This is a genomic window from Patulibacter sp. SYSU D01012, assembly GCF_017916475.1.
Taxonomy (GTDB): Bacteria; Actinomycetota; Thermoleophilia; order Solirubrobacterales; family Solirubrobacteraceae; genus Patulibacter.
On sequence record NZ_JAFMTB010000001.1, the window covers coordinates 491,098 to 507,319 of the forward strand.

The 16,222-nt window shown below is 77.5% G+C and carries 15 protein-coding genes; 10 read left to right on the plus strand and 5 right to left on the minus strand.

The features are described from left to right. The 3 genes from J3P29_RS02135 to J3P29_RS02145 all read left to right on the plus strand — a co-directional run bounded on the left by J3P29_RS02135 (position 1) and on the right by J3P29_RS02145 (position 3,037). Positions 1–1,530: a SpoIID/LytB domain-containing protein gene (locus J3P29_RS02135; RefSeq protein ID WP_210491367.1), complete on the plus strand. Its 1,530-nt coding sequence runs from the start codon at positions 1–3 to the stop codon at positions 1,528–1,530. Positions 1,531–1,689: 159 nt separating this feature from the next. Next, the gene (locus J3P29_RS02140) at positions 1,690–2,607 is read left to right on the plus strand and encodes a GGDEF domain-containing protein (RefSeq protein WP_210491368.1); all 918 of its coding nucleotides are present in this window, start codon (positions 1,690–1,692) and stop codon (positions 2,605–2,607) included. Between the two features lie 10 nt (positions 2,608–2,617). Continuing rightward, positions 2,618–3,037 (plus strand): SRPBCC family protein, encoded by a 420-nt coding sequence (locus tag J3P29_RS02145; RefSeq protein ID WP_210491369.1) that lies wholly within the window; start codon positions 2,618–2,620, stop codon positions 3,035–3,037. A gap of 283 nt (positions 3,038–3,320) precedes the next feature. Here J3P29_RS02145 and J3P29_RS02150 read toward each other — a convergent pair whose 3' ends face one another. Continuing rightward, on the minus strand, positions 3,321–3,890 hold the full coding sequence (locus J3P29_RS02150) for a helix-turn-helix domain-containing protein (RefSeq protein WP_210491370.1): 570 nt from the start codon (positions 3,888–3,890) through the stop codon (positions 3,321–3,323). Between the two features lie 111 nt (positions 3,891–4,001). Then, positions 4,002–4,595: a TetR/AcrR family transcriptional regulator gene (locus tag J3P29_RS02155; RefSeq protein WP_210491371.1), complete on the minus strand. Its 594-nt coding sequence runs from the start codon at positions 4,593–4,595 to the stop codon at positions 4,002–4,004. A 127-nt stretch (positions 4,596–4,722) separates the two neighbouring features. Between J3P29_RS02155 and J3P29_RS02160 the strand changes: the two genes are divergently transcribed. The 4 genes from J3P29_RS02160 to J3P29_RS02175 are packed head-to-tail and all read left to right on the plus strand — an operon-like array spanning position 4,723 to position 8,430. Continuing rightward, positions 4,723–6,189, plus strand: coding sequence for a cytochrome P450 (locus tag J3P29_RS02160; protein WP_210491373.1), 1,467 nt, complete (start codon positions 4,723–4,725; stop codon positions 6,187–6,189). Then, complete coding sequence (locus tag J3P29_RS02165) at positions 6,186–7,046, plus strand: SDR family NAD(P)-dependent oxidoreductase (protein ID WP_210491374.1); 861 nt, start codon at positions 6,186–6,188, stop codon at positions 7,044–7,046. Before J3P29_RS02160 ends, J3P29_RS02165 begins: the two co-directional genes overlap by 4 nt. A gap of 56 nt (positions 7,047–7,102) precedes the next feature. Further along, entirely contained in the window at positions 7,103–7,654 is a 552-nt protein-coding gene (locus J3P29_RS02170; protein ID WP_210491375.1) for a sigma-70 family RNA polymerase sigma factor, read from the plus strand. Next, positions 7,651–8,430, plus strand: a complete 780-nt coding sequence (locus tag J3P29_RS02175) for a hypothetical protein (RefSeq protein WP_210491376.1) — start codon at positions 7,651–7,653, stop codon at positions 8,428–8,430. The genes J3P29_RS02170 and J3P29_RS02175 overlap by 4 nt, the downstream gene beginning before the upstream one ends. Before the next feature lie 7 nt (positions 8,431–8,437). On the opposite strand, the gene J3P29_RS02180 is transcribed toward J3P29_RS02175, so the two are convergent. Next, positions 8,438–8,923 carry a helix-turn-helix domain-containing protein gene (locus J3P29_RS02180; protein ID WP_210491377.1) on the minus strand — a complete coding sequence of 162 codons (486 nt, stop codon included), beginning with the start codon at positions 8,921–8,923 and terminating at the stop codon, positions 8,438–8,440. A 53-nt stretch (positions 8,924–8,976) separates the two neighbouring features. On the opposite strand from J3P29_RS02180, the gene J3P29_RS02185 reads away from it, so the two are divergent. Both J3P29_RS02185 and J3P29_RS02190 read left to right on the plus strand, forming a co-directional pair. Further along, positions 8,977–10,410: an MFS transporter gene (locus J3P29_RS02185; RefSeq protein WP_210491379.1), complete on the plus strand. Its 1,434-nt coding sequence runs from the start codon at positions 8,977–8,979 to the stop codon at positions 10,408–10,410. 297 nt (positions 10,411–10,707) lie between these two features. Continuing rightward, positions 10,708–11,814: a hypothetical protein gene (locus tag J3P29_RS02190; RefSeq protein ID WP_210491380.1), complete on the plus strand. Its 1,107-nt coding sequence runs from the start codon at positions 10,708–10,710 to the stop codon at positions 11,812–11,814. A gap of 125 nt (positions 11,815–11,939) precedes the next feature. On the opposite strand, the gene ychF is transcribed toward J3P29_RS02190, so the two are convergent. Together ychF and J3P29_RS02200 are read right to left on the minus strand one after the other, a co-directional pair. Then, complete coding sequence (ychF, locus tag J3P29_RS02195; RefSeq protein WP_210491381.1) at positions 11,940–13,025, minus strand: redox-regulated ATPase YchF; 1,086 nt, start codon at positions 13,023–13,025, stop codon at positions 11,940–11,942. Then, a complete protein-coding gene (locus J3P29_RS02200) occupies positions 13,022–13,708 on the minus strand; it encodes a phosphatase PAP2 family protein (protein WP_210491382.1) in 687 nt (228 codons plus the stop codon). Before J3P29_RS02200 ends, ychF begins: the two co-directional genes overlap by 4 nt. Positions 13,709–13,905: 197 nt before the next feature. Here J3P29_RS02200 and J3P29_RS02205 point away from each other — a divergent pair, with 197 nt between their 5' ends. After that, complete coding sequence (locus J3P29_RS02205) at positions 13,906–16,158, plus strand: penicillin-binding transpeptidase domain-containing protein (RefSeq protein WP_210491383.1); 2,253 nt, start codon at positions 13,906–13,908, stop codon at positions 16,156–16,158. Positions 16,159–16,222: the final 64 nt, after the last annotated feature.

Genomic DNA, 16,222 nt, shown 5'->3' on the forward strand with positions numbered 1-16,222 from the left:
GTGTCCGTCCCCCCGTCAGCACCGCGCCGTCGGCGCGCCGCGCTGCTTGGGACGCTGACGGCGACCGTCCTCGCCGCGTCGGTGGCGCCGGCGGGCGCCACGGAGCGCGTGGTCGTCCGGGGCGGGGGCTTCGGCCACGGCGTCGGCATGAGCCAGTACGGCGCCCGCGGGATGGCGGCCCACGGCGCGTCGGCCCGCGAGATCCTCGCGCACTACTACACGGGCACCTCGATCTCGCGGCTCCGCGACGGCCGCCGGGTGCGGGTGGCGCTGCAGTGGGGGCGGGACGCGACGACCGTCTCCGGCGCCGCGACGATCGGCGGCGCCCGCGTCGACCCCGCGCGCGCGTACCGGATCGTCCGCCACGGCAGCGGGGTGCGGGTGCTGCCGGCGGACGGCTCCCGCCCGGTCGGGACGGCGAAGGGCGGCGTGCAGGTGCGGCCGGCCGCCGGGACGGTGCGCGTGGCCGGCGGTGCGGCGGACGGGGTCGTCGACGGCGCCTTCCGCGGTCGCGTCGACGTGCTGCCCGACGGCGCCGGCGTGGTCGTGGTGAACGACCTGGACCTCGAGGACTACCTGCGCGGGGTGGTGACGAAGGAGTCCCCGGCCGACTGGCCGGCGGCCGCGCTGCAGGCGCAGGCGATCGCCGCGCGCACGTACGCCGTGACGAACGCCGTCGGCGGCCGCTCCTTCGACCAGTGGCCGGACGTGCGCTCGCAGGTCTACGCCGGCATCGCGGGCGAGACGGCCGCCGGCGACCGCGCGGTGCGGGCCACCCGCGGGCAGGTCGTCACCATCGACCGCAAGCCCGTCATCACCTACTTCTTCTCGACGAGCGGCGGCCGGACGGAGGACGCGCGCAACGTCTTCCCCGACCCGACCCCGCGGTCGTGGCTGCGCAGCGTGCCGGACCCGTACGAGGCGGACGCGCCGCTGCACCGCTGGACGCGCACCTTCTCGCTCGCCTCGGCGTCGGCGCGGCTGGACGGCGTCGGCCGGATCCGGGCGGTGCAGGTGCTGCGGCGCGGCGACTCGCCGCGGATCGTCCGGGCGCGCGTGACCGGGACGGCGGGGCGGCGCACCGTCGACGGCGGCACGCTGCAGACCGCGTTCGACCTGCCCGACCGGCCGTCCGCCGTCGTCGTCGTCTCGATCTCGGCCTGCCGCCGGGCCACCCCCGGCCCGACGCCCGCGACCGCGGCGCCGTCGGCGGCCGACGTGGCGGCGGACGATCCCGCCGCCGGGGCGCTCGCGCTGGCGGAGCGCGGGGCGCGCGACGTCGCCGCGGCGCTCGACCGGGCGCGCCGCGCCTCGGCCGCCCCGGCGGACGGCTGCCGGCTCGTCGGCGCCCTGCGCCCGGCGCCGGCGGCGACCGCCGACGTGCAGGAGCGCCGGGCCTCCGGCTGGCGGACCGTGCGCCGCGTGCGGCTGGACGGCGACGGCGGCTTCGCGGTGACCGTCCCGCGCGGCGGCACGTGGCGGCTGCGGGCCGGCGGCGTCGCCACGCCGGCCGTCGCGGCCCGTCGCTGAGCGCCCCGCCATCGTCGGCAGGAACGTTCCGGCACCCGATTCGACATCCGTCCGGGGGCGGGACCGGCCGTTCGGCCACGGTCCGCCGGGGCCGAACGGGGCGGGGCGTACCATCTGCCTGGTGCATGTGTCCCCCCTCACGCCCGCCCGGGCGACCGCATGCCGCTGACCGCCCTCCTGTCGAGCGCGCCGGACCTGCCGCAGGCGGTGATCGACGCGCTGCCGATGCAGCTGGCCGTCGTGGACCACGACGGCACCATCCTGCGGACGAACGCGGCGTGGATGGGCTTCGCCGCCGAGAACGGCGCGCCCGAGGGCACCGACTTCGTCGGCGTGAACTACCTGCACGTGTGCCGGGCGTCGGCGCACAGCAGCGAGGACGCCGCCGCGACGGCCGCGGCGCTGCGCGAGGTCCTCGAGGGGGACCGGGCGCACTTCGTCCTCGAGTACCCCTGCCACACGCCGCGGGCGATGCGGTGGTTCGAGCTGCACCTGACCCCGCTCGAGTACGCGGAGGGTCGCGGGGCGCTCGTCGCGCACATCGACGTGACCGCGCGCAAGCTCGCCGAGCAGCGCCTGGACCAGCTCGCGCACCACGACGAGCTCACGGGCCTGCCGAACGTCCGCCAGCTGCGCGCGCGCCTGGACGAGGCCGTCGGCACGCCCGGCACCGCGCTGCTGCTCTTCGACCTGGACCGCTTCAAGGACGTCAACGACACGGACGGGCACCTGGTCGGCGACCGCGTGCTGCAGGCCGTCGGCGCGATCGTGCACGAGGTCGCGCTCGTGCCCGGCGCCTTCTGCGCCCGGCAGGGCGGCGACGAGTTCGCGATGCTGGTCCCCGCCGGCACGACGAGCACACTCGCCGGCCACGCCGAGGGGCTGCGTCTGGCCCTGCGCCGCGGCCTGGCCCGCGTGGCGACCACCCACGCCGTCACGGCGAGCGTCGGCGCCACGCCGATCGTCGCGGGCGAGACGGCGACGGACGCGATCGCCCGCGCCGACGCGGCGCTGTACCGCGCGAAGGCGGCGGGCGGCGACCGCGCCGTCGTCGATCCGGCGACCGCGCCGGAGTAGCCTCGGCCGGGTGCTCCGCTACGAGGCTCGCTGCGCGGCGGCACCCGCCGTCGTCTGGCCGCTGCTGGCCTGCCCGGCGCGCTGGGAGGAGTGGGCGCCGCACGTCCGCGGCGCGTGGGGCCTGGGCGAGCGCGAGGTCCGCGCCGGGGCCTGGGGCGCCGTCCTGCTGTTCGGCCTGGCGCCCGTGCCGGTGCGGGTGACGGCGGTCGACCCCGGCCGGTCGTGGACGTGGCGCGCCGGCCTGCTGACGGTGCGTCATCGCGTGGACCCGCTCGACGGCGGGCACAGCGTGGTCGGCCTCGACCTGTCGGCCCCCCGGCCGCTCGAGCTCGCCCTGCGGGCGACCTACGGCCCCGTGTGCCGATGGGTCGTCGCCGCGCTCGCCCGGCGCGCCGCCGCGGAGCCCCCGCCCGGCGCGGGCGGCTGGTAGCCCGGAGGGGCGGGACGCGGGCGCCGCATCGGACGAGCGCCCCGTTTCGTGACGCGGAGGTTCGTCGAGCCGTCCGGCCCGCGGAATGGACGATCCGCCCTCTCGCGGGCCCGCCACCGCGCTTGTACGGTCACCCCGTCCCGGCTCTCCCTGGGACGTGCATCGCCTGCCCTGGAGGGGGTGGGTCGGGGGACCGTGGCCGGCGCGTCAGCGTGTGTGCGCGCTGGCCGCGGTCCCCGCCTTGGCCGCGAGGTCGTCCGCCGGGGCGCCGCCCGGCGCGGGCTCAGTCGCCGGACCGCGGGCTGCCACCGCCCGGGGCCGACGCCGGGTCGGTCGGGACCGCCGTCGTCGTCAGCACCCAGCGGCGCCGGCCGGGGCGGGGCGCGTTGTCCGCGGCGGGGGCCACCGCGGCGGACAGGCGGGCGAGCAGCTGCTCGAGCTCGCGGTCGTCGAGCTCGAGCGCCACCTGCCGGTTGCGGGCCCGGGCGTCGGCCACGTCCGCCGCGCCGGCGCCGTCGTCGACCCGATCGAGCGCCGCGGCCAGGAACGCCTCGGCGAAGCCGTCGTCGTCCCCGTCGGCGGAGGCGCCGGCCAGCAGCCCGTCGCCGTCCGTGGTCAGCGCGTACGTGCGCGCCGGGGTGCCCCGCGCCGGGTCCTCGGCGGTGACCTCGACGACGCCGCTGCGCAGCAGCACGCCGATGTGGTGGTACAGCGTCGAGCGCGGCACGTCGGCCATCGCGGCGGTCAGCTGCGGCGTCGACAGCTCGCGCCCACCGGTCAGCGACCGGGCGATGCGCATCCGGACCGGATGCAGCAGCAGGGCCGCGCGGCGACCTCGCGAGGGCGTGGGCATGGCTGCCACCGACCCTACTGACGGTAGTTTGCCGCAACGCCCCGCCGGTGCGTGCGACTGGACACACGACGCGGGCCGGCGGCCGGGCCGTCGCCGCGCCGCCGGCGGGGCTCAGGCCGGCGGCGCCGCCCAGGCCGCGGCGAGGCCGACCAGGTGCGCGGCGAGGGCGTCGTCGTCGACCGGCAGGGTGCCGTCGAGCCGCCGGGTCAGCAGCTCGAGCGTGGCCCCGACGAGCGACGCGGCGGCGAGGGCGGCCGGCGCGCCCGTGCGCGCCCCCGGCCCGAAGAGGTCCCTCGCGTGCTCCTGCAGCAGGTGCTCGAAGCGCTCGAGCGCCGCGCGGCGCGCACGGTGGACCTCGGGCTGCTCGATGCCCTCGAGCAGGACCACGCGCCCCAGCCGCGGGTCGTCGAGCAGGGTGCGCAGCACGGCGTCGACGACCGAGCGCGCACGGGCGTCGGGGGTGGCGGCGCGGTCGGCGGCCGCGGCGCCCACCGCGGCCTCGATGCGGTCCACCGTCCCCTGGACGAGGTCGAGGAAGAGCGCGTCGCGGTTGCGGAAGCTCTCGTAGAAGTACCGCTCGGTCAGGCCGGCCCGGGCGCAGATCGCCGTCATCGTCGCGCGGCTCCAGCCCTCCTCGGCGATCAGGTCGAGCGCCGCGTCGACGAGCGCGTCGCGGCGGGCGGCGCGCCGCTGCTCCGCCGTCATGCCCCGGAAGGTCCGCCCGCTGGTCGCCGCGCCGCTCACCGGCCGAATCTTGACAGGGCGCCCTGTCAGGTGCGAGGGTCGCGCCAGCTGACAGGGCCCCCTGTCACGAACCGCCCCGAGGATCCGCATGCCGCCCGCCCCCGCGACCGCCGCCCCGCCGACCGTCGCCGCCCCGCCGCCCCCGCCCATCGAGACGCGCGTCGCACACGCCATCGTCGGCGACCTGCGCCGCGAGGCGCGCGTCCGGCGTCGTCGCGCCGCGCTGCCCCCGGGCAGCCTGGCCCCGAGCGCCCGCAACACCTGGCGCGGGCTCGCCGACCCGCTGGGGATCCTGCTCGAGCACTACGAGCGGCACGGCCCGGTCTTCACCATCCGGATGCTCCACGAGCCGATCGTGTGGGTCCTGGGGGCCGAGGCGACGCACCAGGTGCTCGTCGGCCAGGCCGACGCGTTCTCGTGGCGCGAGGGCCGCTTCCGCGACCTGGCGCCGCTGCTCGGCGACGGGATGCTGAACATCGACGGCGACTACCACCGCGACCTGCGGCGCCTGATGCTGCCCGCCTTCCACCACCGCCGCGTCGCCGCGTCCGCGGGCATCGTCGTCGAGGAGGCCGTCCGCGCCGCGGACCGGCTGCGGGTGGGCGAGCGCGTGGACGTGTACGGCTGGACGCGCGAGGTCGCGCTGCGGATCGCCATGCGCGCGCTGCTCGGCCTGCGGGCGGGGGAGGGGCGCGAGGCGCACATCGCCGACGCGTTCGCCCGGGCGCTGCACTTCTACGGCCGGCCCTTCGCCGTGCAGACGCTGCGCGGGCCCGGCACGCCCTACGCGCGCTCGCAGCGGGCGCGCGCCGCGCTGGACGCCCTGCTCCGCGACGAGCTCGCGGAGCGCCGCGCGGCCGGCGAGGCCGGCGACGGCGTGCTGGGGATGCTGCTGGAGGCGCGGACCGCCGACGGCGACCCGCTCCCCCTCCGGGCGGTGCGCGACCAGGTGGTGACGCTGCTCTTCGCCGGGCACGACACCACGACCGCGACGCTGACCTTCCTCCTCTACGAGCTCGGTCGGAACGGCGCGGCGCGCGCGGCGGTGGTCGCCGAGCTCGCGGACGTCCTGGACGGCCGCCCGCCGGAGCCCGCGGACCTGGACGGCACGCGCCTGCCCGTGCTGGAGCGCACGCTGCAGGAGACGCTGCGCCGCTACCCGCCGGCGTGGATCGGCCCGCGCCGCACGGTGCGCGACGTCACGATCGCCGGCCACGACCTGCCCGCCGGGATCGGCGTGCACTACAGCTCGTGGGCGACGCACCACCTGCCGGACCTGTGGGAGGACCCGCTCGAGTTCCGGCCCGACCGCTTCCTGCCCGCCGCCGTCGCCGCCCGGCCGAAGGGCGCGTACGTGCCGTTCGGCGCGGGCTCCCGGATCTGCCTGGGCAAGCGCTTCGGCGAGCTCGAGCTGCGCGCGCTCGCGGCCGTCCTGCTCCAGCGGTACCGGTTCGAGGTGGCGCCCGTCCCGGGGCTGCGGATCACGACGACGCCGACGCTGGGACCGGTCGACGGCCTGCCCTGCACGGTGCGCCGGGCCGAGGTGGCGGCATGAGCCCGCGCGGTCGCTCCCGCGCGCTCGCGGGCCGGGTCGCCGCCATCACCGGCGGAGCACGGGGGATCGGGGCCGCCACGGCCGCCGCCTTCGCCCGCGAGGGGATGGCCGTCGCGATCGGCGACGTCGACGAGGCGCTCGCCCGCCGCACGGCCGACGAGCTGGCCGGGCGCGGCGCCCGGGTGCGCGCCTACGCGCTCGACGTCACGGATCCCGCCTCCGTCGAGGCGTTCGTGGCGGGCGCGGAGGCCGACCTGGGCCCGCTCGACGTCTTCGACGCCAACGCCGGGATCATGCCGCTCGGCGCGTTCCTCGACGAGACGCCCGAGAGCACCGCCCGTCAGCTGGCGGTCAACGTCGAGGGGGTGGTCAACGGCGTGCGCGCCGTCCTGCCGCGGTTCGCCGACCGCCGCGCCGGCCACCTCGTCACCGTCGCGTCGATGGCGGGCCGCTCCGGCTTCCCCGGCGCGGCGACGTACTGCGGCACGAAGCACTTCGTCGTCGGGTTCTCCGAGGCGATCCGCGCCGAGCTGCGCTGGGCGGGGATCCCCGTCGACGTCTCGTGCGTCATGCCCGCGGTCGTGCAGACCGAGCTCGCCGCCGGTCTGCGGCCGACGCGGGGGGTGACGCCGGCGACGGCCGAGGACGTGGCCGCCGCGATCGTCGCGGCGCTCCGCCGGCCCCGGTTCGACGTGCCCGTCCCCGCCGTCGCGGGCCCGATCGCCGGGATCTCGGGTGCGCTGCCGCGCCGCGGGCAGGACCTGATCGGCCGGCTGATCGGCGCGGACGAGACGCTGATCGGCGCCGACCCCGCGGCCCGCGCGGCGTACGAGCGACGGGCGGCCGGCGGGGCCTGATCGTCCGGTTTCGGCGCGGGCGGTCACAACGCGGGCCGCCCGGCCGATATCCGTACGTGCCCCCGAGGGACCCACGGAGCGACGAGGAGCTCCTCCACGACCGGGAGGACCCGGCCGAGACGTTCGCCGTCTTCTACCGCCGGCACGTCGACGCGGTGCTGCGCTTCGCGGCGGCCCGCGGCGCCGACGCGGATCACGCGGCGGACGTCGCGTCCGAGACGTTCGTCGCGGCGCTCCGGCAGCGGCACGCCTACAGCGCGCACCACGACGACGCGCGGCTGTGGCTGCTCGGCATCGCGGCCCGCAAGCTGATCGACGGGCACCGGCAGGCCCAGGGGGACCGCCACCGCACCGAGGCCCTGGCCCGCACGATCGCGCTGACCCGCCGCGACCGCGACGGGTACGCCCGGCTGCTGGCCGACGAGGCCGCGCGCGACTACCTGGCGGACCTGCCCGAGCAGCAGCGCCGTCTGGTGCACGAGCGGGTCGTCGCCGACCGCAGCTACGCCGACATCGCCCGCGACCTGGGGCTGTCGGAGCAGTCGGTGCGCAAGCAGGTCAGCCGGGGGCTCGCCCGCCTCCGTACGCAGATGGGAAAGAACCGATGACCCGTCACGCCGGCACGATGCCGGACTTCGTCGAGGCGCTCGAGACCCAGCTCCGCGGCCTGGCCGCCGCGCCGACCGCGTCCGCCGCGGACGCCGCGGCGCCTGACGTGGCGCCCGCCGCGACGCCGGCGGCGCGGGCGTCCGTCGCGCGCCGCTCGGGGCGCGCACGCGGGTGGGGGCGTCCGGCCCGCCGTCGTCTGGCGCTGGGCTTCGCCGTGGCCGTCGTCGCGGGGACGGCCGGGGTCGTCGTCCCCGGCCTGGGCGGGGACACCGAGCCGGCGTACGGCCGGCCGCGCATCCTCGAGGCCCCGATCGTCGACGCGACCCGCGCGCTGGAGCGCGGGATGAGCGTGCGCACCGTGCTCGGCGCCGGCGCCCGGCTGGACCGCGCCCGGGCCGTCCCGGTCCCGGGCGGCGACGCGTACCTGGTCGGCGGCGATCGGGGCTGGTGCCTGTCGGTTCCCGACGCGGCGGCGCCGGACCCGAAGGCGTCGCGCGGCGTCACGTGCGTGCGCGCCGACGAGTTCGACCGCGTCGGCATCTCGGGGATGCTGGGGCAGCTGCTGGTCGCCGCGATCCCGCAGGGCGTCCCCGCCCCGACGCTGCAGCGGCGGTCCGGGGCGGTCGTGCCCCTGCACCCGTCCCGCTACGGCGTCGTCGTGGTGCGGGTCCCGCGCGGGGGGAGCGTCACCCTGTACGCCACGGACGGGACGACCCGGCGTCTCGAAGGGCTGGTCGGCACGCCGCGGCAGGCGCAGCCCGACCCGAAGCCCTGAGCGCGCCTCAGCGGCGGGGCGCGACCGTCAGCTCCAGCTCGCCCGGGCCGACGTCGTGCCCGTCGGCGCAGCGCACCGCCACGCCGACGGGCGCGCCGCAGCCCTCGTGACGGAAGGCGACCGGCCCGCGGCCGTCCTCCGTCGCCCAGCGGTCCCCCCAGCGCATGAGCGCGGCCAGGACCGGGAAGGCGTCGGCGCCCTTCTCCGTCAGCCGGTAGCCGCGCCGCGTGCGCTGCCCCGGGTCGCGGTAGTCGACGTGTGCGAGCAGCCCGGCGGCCACGAGCTCGCGCAGGCGCGCGGCGACGCTCGGCTCGCTCAGGCCGACGCGCCGCACGAACTCCTCGAAGCGGGTGGCGCCGTAGAAGGCCTCGCGCAGCAGCAGGAGCGTCGAGCGCTTGCCGAGCGTCTCGAGCGCGGCGGCGATGGTGCAGGGGTCGGCCGACCAGCCGTCGCGGGGCTCGAGCGGACCGCTCATGGTGATCGTCGCGTCCATGCCCCGATGCTAGCTCACGACAAGATGAGTCAGCCCTGGTACGGTGCCTGGCTATGTCGACCTTCAGTCAGCTACGCGTGCCGGCCGCGGCCCGCGCGTCCACCCCGCCCGGCCGCGTGCTGGCGATCGTCTGCGCCGCGGTGGTCCTGTCGAGCCTGGACCTGTTCATCGTCAACGTCGCCCTGCCCGACATCGGCGCGGACTACGGCGAGGGCGACCTGAGCGCGCTGTCCTGGGTGCTGAACGCCTACGCCATCGTCTTCGCGGCGCTGCTCGTCGTCTTCGGGCGCGCGGCGGAGCGCTGGGACCGCCGGCGGGCGTTCCTGGCGGGCGTCGCCGTCTTCACCCTCGCGTCGGCGGCGTGCGGCGCGGCCCCGGGCCTCGGGGCGCTCGTGGCGTTCCGGGTGGTCCAGGCGGCGGGCGCGGCGCTGCTGATCCCGGCGTCGCTGGGTCTGGTGCTCGCGACCGCGCCGCCCGAGCGGCGGCAGGGCAGCGTTCGCACGTGGACGGCGGTGGGCGGCCTGGCCGCCGCGCTGGGCCCGGTCGTCGGCGGCGTCCTCGTCGCGGCCGACTGGCGCTGGGTCTTCCTCGTCAACGTGCCGATCGGCCTGGCGGCCATCGTGGTCGGGCTGCGCGCGCTGCCCGACGTGCCGGGGCACCCGGTCGCGCGCCCGAACGTCGGCGAGGCGACGCTCGTGACCGTCGGCATCGGCCTGCTCACCCTGGGGCTCGTCGAGGGCGAGCGCTGGGGCTGGGGATCGGCGCAGACCCTGGGCGTGCTCGGCGGCGCCCTGCTCGCGCTCGTCGCCTTCGCCGTGGCCCTGCGCCGCAGCGCCGACCCGCTCGTCGACCCGGCGCTGCTGCGCGTGCGGGCCTTCGTCGGCGCCAGCGGCGCGCTGAGCCTGTTCTCGGTCGGGTTCGGCGCGATGCTGCTGTCGATCGTCCTGTGGGAGCAGGAGGTGTGGGGCTGGTCGGCGCTGCGCACGGGCCTGGCCGTCGCGCCGGGGCCGCTGCTCGTGCCCGTGCTCGCGACCGTGGCCGGGCGGCTGATCCCGCGCGTCGGCGCCGGGCGGGTCGGCGCCGCGGGCGCCCTCGTCTTCGCCGCCGGCCTGGCGTGGTGGGCGCTGTCGGCGAGCGTCACGCCGAACTACGCGTCGGGCGTGCTGCCGGGGATGCTGCTGACGGGGGTCGGCGTGGGCCTGACGCTGCCGACGCTGATGGGCGCCGCGGCCGCCGCCCTGCCGCCGGCCGCGTTCGCGACCGGCTCGGGCGTGACGAACATGCTGCGCCAGGTCGGGCTGGCGCTGGGCGTCGCGGTCTTCGTCGCCGTCGTCGGCTCGCCCGCGGGCCCGGCGGCGCTCGAGGACGCCTACGCCCGGGCGTGGTGGGTCCTCGCGGCGTTCGCCGTGGCCGCGGCCGCGGTGGCGCTCGTCCTGCCGCGGCCCGGCCGGGCGGCGGCGCCGGTCCCGGCGACGGACGCGGCCTGAGGGGCGGCGGGGCGGCGGGAGCCGGCGCACCGAGCCGCCGACCGCTTGGCCGGCGCCAGCGCCCGGTCTATCGTGTCGACGCGCGGTGCGTGTCGCCGCGCGCCCCGTCCGTCCCGACCGGAAGCAGCCATGGACCCCAGAACCCGGACGGCCCGTCGGCCGTCCGCCGTCCGCACCGGCCTCGCCGCGGCGCTGCGCCGGGGCGCCGCGACGTGCCGCCTCCTGCGGGCACCGCGGCACGATCGACCGAGCGGCGATCGCGGCGCTCCCCCGGGCGGCCGGCCGGTAGCGGCGGCGGTGGAGCTGCCGGGCACGCGTCGGCGCTCGCTCCTCCGGCTCGTCGTGCTCCCCACCGTGGCCGCTGCGCTCGTCGCAGCGTCGCCGGCCGACGCCGCGACGTTCGTGGTGGGGCGCGGCGCGGCGGCGGCGCAGCTGCGCCGGCCGGGCGTGCACGTCGACGCCTGGACGTCCGCCACGGTGAGCGCGACGGCGGGGCGGCCCCAGGGCACCGTGCTCGCGTGGACGGAGGTGACGCCGTCCAAGGTGCCGCACCGGTGGTGGTGGCGCACGTACACGTCGTGGTGCTCGGCGGGGCGGTGCTCGCGGCCCGTGAAGGCGCTGGTCAGCCGGCGCGCGGGCCGGCGGACGTCGGAGAACACCGTGACGCCGTGGCGGGTGTGGGTCAGCACGGATGCCACCCGCGACCGTGCCGTGGTGAAGGCCGGGATCCGCTGGGGCGCCCGGTGGGCGATCGCGAGCCGCAGGCGGCTCGTCGCGCACGGTCCGACGGACGACGTCTGGAACGCGGGCTTCGCCCGCCTGACCCACACGCCCGACGGCCGCGACTGGATCTCGTGGAACGACGACGACGAGCAGGTGCGCATCTCGCCCGCCCGGGACGGTCGCCGCCTGCGGGGGCCGATCGTCGCCCGCGGCGACACCGCCATCGCGCGGAACGTCGGTGGTCGCTGGGTGCTGCTCTGGTTCGAGCGCACCACGGAAGACGCCGGCCGGTTTCCCCTGAACGCGAAGAGCGCGCCGACGGTCGCCGGGCTGCGGACGGTCTCGGCCGCGCAGCTGACGGCGCGCGGGGACGACGTCTTGGTGAAGCTCGTGGGCCCCGAGACCGGCCCCCTCCTGGGGGTCTGGCGCTCCGCAGCTCCGGGCGACCGCGCGCAGCCGATCCGTGGCGCCTGGATCGACTCAGCCGGCACGGTGGGGCCGTCGCAGGCCCTCCCGGCAGATCGATTCAATCTCGCTGGCGTACGCTCGCTTCCGGCCCCCTCCGGCGGCCTCGTCCTGTGCCCGTGGAACATCTCGGCGCCCTTGGGCGGGACGTTCCAGACCCAGTCGGGCGCGTGTCACGAGGACGACGTCGACCCTGTGCGGCTTCGGGGCGGCTAGCGCCTCGGTGGGGGTGGGTCCGTGGCGGCCCCCTCTGCCCGCCGCCCTAGTTCGTGTGCTTGACCGTGATGACGTCGCCGGGGTGGGTGGGGGTGGGTCCGTGGCGGCCCCCTCTGCCCGCCGCCCTAGTTCGTGTGCTTGACCGTGATGACGTCGCCGTCCTGCATCACGTAGTCGCGGCCCTCGGTGCGGAGCGTGCCCTTGTCGCGCGCCTGGGAGTAGCCGCCCGCGTCGAGCAGCTCCTGCCAGCCGACGACGTCGGCGCGGACGAAGCCCTGCTGGATGTCCGTGTGGATCTGGCCGGCGGCGTGCCAGACGGTCAGGCCGCGCTTCAGGTGCCAGGACTGGCCGCGGACGCCCGAGCCGACGGTGAAGAACGTGATCAGGTCGAGCAGCTCGAACGCGCCGCGGGCGATCCGCTGCAGGCCGGACTCAGCGAAGCCCATGTCCTCGCGCATCGCGGCGGCCTCCTCGTCGTCCATCTCGATGAGCTCGGACTCCAGGCGCGACGAGACGGCGACGGCGACGGCGCCCATCGCGGCGGCGTGCTCGGCGACGGCGGCAGGCACCTCGCCCGAGGCGTCGTTCTCGTCGACGTTGGCGACGAACAGGACCGGCTTGGCGGTGAGCGGCGACAGGGTGCGGACGACGTTGGGGTGGTCCTCCGGCACGGGCACCAGGCGCGCGGGCGTGCCCTCGTTCAGCGCGGGGATCAGCTCGTCGAGCCAGGCCAGCTCCGCCTTCGCCTCGGCGTCGCCGCCGCGGGCCTGCTTCTGCACCCGCTCGCGGCGCCGCTCGGCCTGCTCCAGGTCGGCCATCAGCAGCTCGGTCTCGATGGTCTCGATGTCCCGGATGGGGTTCACCGAGCCCTCGGGATGGACGATGTTGGCGTCCTCGTGCGCGCGGACGACGTGGACGATCGCGTCCGTCTCGCGGATGTTCGCCAAGAACTTGTTGCCCAGGCCCTCGCCCTTGTGGGCGCCGGCGACGAGGCCCGCGATGTCGTGGAAGTCGATGTGGTCGAAGACGATCTCCGACGCGCCCATCTGCTCCGCGATCCGCACCAGCCGCTCGTCCTCGACGGGGACGACCGCGACGTTCGGCTCGATCGTGGTGAACGGGTAGTTCGCGGCCTCCGCCCCCGACTTCGTCAGCGCGTTGAACAGGGACGACTTGCCCGCGTTGGGCATGCCGACGATGCCGATCTTCATGCGGCGGGTCCTTCGGTCGGGGTGGGGGCGACGACGTCCTCGGCGGCCCGGCGCGCGGTGGCGGCCGCGCGGCGGGTGCGCCGGGCGGTGATGCCGCGGCGCACGCCCAGGACGCCGCCGGCGACGACGGTGCCGAGCGTGGCGCCGACGGCGATGTCGGTGGGGTAGTGCACGCCCAGGTGCACGCGCGAGAGCGCCATCGCGGTGGCGGTCGCGTAGAGCGGCTTCGTGGGCAGCACGTGCCGGAAGGCGGCCGCGGCGGCGAACGACGACGCGGCGTGCGAGCTGGGGAAGCTCAGCTGCGTGGGCGTGCGCACGAGCGGCGGCAGGTCCCGGAGCTGCGGCCGCGGCCGCCGGGCGACGGTCTTCAGCGACGTGTTCGCCACGTACGCGGCGCCGACGGCCGCCAGGCCGGTCAGCCAGTCGCCGCGGCGACGGCGGTCGACGGCGGCCCCGACGGCGCCCAGGCCCAGCCAGAGCGCGCCGTGCTCGCCGGTGCGGGAGAACACGACCACCGCGCGCGTGGCGCGGCGCGACCGCGCCGTCGACCGGACCAGGCGCATGCCGGCCAGGTCGATGCGCGCCGCCGTGCGCCCCGCGGGGCTGTGGCGGGCGCGCCGGATGAGGTTGCGGCGGGCCTGGAGCGCCTCGGGCAGCAGGCGGGGGTCCGGGGTGAACGGCACCCCTTGAGGGTAGGCGGCGCGCGGGGTGCGCGCCGCGCCGGCCGCCGAGCCCGCGACCGGCGCCGGTCGAACGCGCGTCCGTCCGTGCCCGCACGGCGGCCTGCACCCGTCGCGGACGCCGTCCTCCGGCGCTAGCCTGCCGAAGGTGTGTGCCGTCCCGCTCCCGGGGGCGGAGTCCCCGGAACGGAGGTCCCCACATGGCTCGCGACCCTCGCCTGGCGCGGCGGACGCCCGCTCCGCAGCTGGCGCTGCGCATCACGGCGTTCGGGCTGGTGGCCTTCGGCGTCTTCGCCGTCCTCTTCCTGCGGCTGTGGTTCCTGCAGGTGCTGCAGAACGACCAGTACCTGGCGAAGGCGCAGGCCAACCGCGAGCGCGTCGTGCGGATCGCCGCCCCCCGCGGCACGATCGTCGACCACGACTACCGGGGGAGCGGACGGGCGCTCGTCGAGAACCGCATCGCGACCGTCGTGACGCTGGCCGCGGACGCGATCCCCGAGGAGGACGTCAACGCCATCCGGGACTGGGGCCAGCGCCGCGGGAAGCACGACGCCGACGTCGACGCCCTCGCCGACCGCCTGGCGCGCGCCGCGGCCGTCCGCGACCGGGCGCGCCGCCGCCGGGCCACGCAGGCGCGGATCGCGGCGCGGCGCACGACCGCCGACGCCACCGCCGCCCGACGGCTGCGCGCCGACCGGCCGCGCGACCTGACGCTGACCCGCGACGCGAGCCCCGAGCTGCGGCGGGTGCTGCGCGACGTCGCGCCGGTCCTGCACGTGCGCGCCAGCCGGCTGTACGAGCGCGTCGTCTCGAGCGTCGTGCGGCTGCCGTACGCCGGCGTCCCCCTGAAGGCGCGGGGCGTCACGGCCGCGGTCCGCAACTACCTGCTCGAGCGGCCCGGCCGCTTCCCCGGCGTGACGGTGACGAAGGAGTACGCGCGCCGCTACCCCGGCGGCCAGATCGCGGCGCAGATCTACGGCTCGGTCAGCCAGATCACCCCCGAGCAGCTGAAGGACCCGAAGTACCGGGGGCTGGAGCAGGGGCAGCGGATCGGCCAGGACGGCCTGGAGTACGAGTACGACAGCTACCTGCGCGGCCGCGACGGCGAGCGGCGGATCCAGGTCGACGCGCAGGGCCAGCCGACGGGCGAGGTCACCGAGGTGCCGCCCGTGCCCGGCGACCGGCTGCGGCTGACGCTGGACTCGGGCCTGAGCCGCGCGGGCCAGGAGGCGCTGCGGCGGCGCATCGGCACGCGGATCGACGCGAAGACGCAGAAGCGCGCGGGCGGGGCGTTCGTCGCGATCGACCCGTCCGACGGCGGCATCCGGGCCATGGGCTCGTACCCGTCGCTGAACCCCGGGGTGCTCGAGGGCATCACGACCCAGCGCTACAAGCGGCTGACGAGCGCCCGCAACGGCGGCCCGCTGACGAACCGGGCGATCACCGCGGCGTACCCCGCGGCGTCGACGTTCAAGCTCGCGACCGCCACGGCCGGCCTGGCGTCGGGGACGATCGGGGTGAACACCGCGCAGGGCGACGGCGCGTGCTTCGTCCGCCCCGGCCTGGAGGCCTGCAACGCCGGGCACGCGATCTTCGGCGCGACGAACGTCACGAAGGCGCTGACGGTGTCGTCGGACACGTTCTTCTACCAGCTCGGCTGGGACCTGTATCCGAAGGAGAACCAGCCGCTGCAGCGCTGGGCGCGGCTGCTCGGCTTCGGGCGCCGCACCGGCATCGACCTGCCGGGCGAGGCGCCGGGCGTGATCCCCGACGAGGCGTGGCGCCGCGGCCGCGACCGCGAGGAGCAGGAGTGCCGCAAGCAGCGCAAGACGCCCAGCTGCGGGCTCGTCGCCCAGATCGGCGCGCCGTTCACCCGCGGCGACGAGGTCAACGCGTCGATCGGCCAGGGCGACGTGCAGATCACGCCGCTGCAGCTCGCGACGGCGTACGGCGGCTTCTTCGATCCGGGCGGCCAGCTGCGGGAGGACCTGCACGTGCCGGTGCCCCACGTCGCCGAGCAGATCGAGAACGCCGAGGGCGTGCTGGAGGAGTCGTTCAACGGCCGCAACCCGCCGCGGCGCGTGCAGCTGCCCGCCGAGTTCAAGCGCGCGATCAAGCAGGGCCTGCACGGCGCGACGTCCGAGCCGGGCGGCACCGCGACCCGCGTCTTCGCCGGCTGGCCGCAGGCCGAGCACCCCGTGCTGGGCAAGACCGGCACCGCCGAGCGCTGCAGCCGCAGCTCCGGCCGCTCGTGCCCCGAGCAGTCGTGGTTCGTCGGCATGGTCGAGGACCGTCGCCGGCCGATCGTGATCGCGGCGACCGTGGAGGACGGCGGCGCCGGCGCCGACGCGGGCGCCCCGATCGTCTGCGAGCTGCTGCGTCGCTGGTACGGGGTGTCGAAGAAGCGGGTGCCGTGCGCGGCGCCGTCCGGGCCGGCGCCCGGCGGCGACTGACCGGTCGACCGGCCCGCGCGGCGGCGGGGCGCGCGGCCCGCGGGCGGGGCGTCGGTGGACGCCC

Bases quoted from the DNA above. Each gene is read 5' to 3' on its own strand.
- J3P29_RS02175 (WP_210491376.1), top strand. From the start codon at position 7,651: ATGACCCGTCACGCCGGCACGATGCCGGACTTCGTCGAGGCGCTCGAG.
- J3P29_RS02160 (WP_210491373.1), top strand. From the start codon at position 4,723: ATGCCGCCCGCCCCCGCGACCGCCGCCCCGCCGACCGTCGCCGCCCCG.
- J3P29_RS02155 (WP_210491371.1), bottom strand. From the start codon at position 4,595: ATGACGGCGGAGCAGCGGCGCGCCGCCCGCCGCGACGCGCTCGTCGAC.
- ychF (WP_210491381.1), bottom strand. From the start codon at position 13,025: ATGAAGATCGGCATCGTCGGCATGCCCAACGCGGGCAAGTCGTCCCTG.
- J3P29_RS02180 (WP_210491377.1), bottom strand. From the start codon at position 8,923: ATGGACGCGACGATCACCATGAGCGGTCCGCTCGAGCCCCGCGACGGC.
- J3P29_RS02150 (WP_210491370.1), bottom strand. From the start codon at position 3,890: ATGCCCACGCCCTCGCGAGGTCGCCGCGCGGCCCTGCTGCTGCATCCG.
- J3P29_RS02165 (WP_210491374.1), top strand. From the start codon at position 6,186: ATGAGCCCGCGCGGTCGCTCCCGCGCGCTCGCGGGCCGGGTCGCCGCC.
- J3P29_RS02140 (WP_210491368.1), top strand. From the start codon at position 1,690: ATGCCGCTGACCGCCCTCCTGTCGAGCGCGCCGGACCTGCCGCAGGCG.
- J3P29_RS02185 (WP_210491379.1), top strand. From the start codon at position 8,977: ATGTCGACCTTCAGTCAGCTACGCGTGCCGGCCGCGGCCCGCGCGTCC.
- J3P29_RS02205 (WP_210491383.1), top strand. From the start codon at position 13,906: ATGGCTCGCGACCCTCGCCTGGCGCGGCGGACGCCCGCTCCGCAGCTG.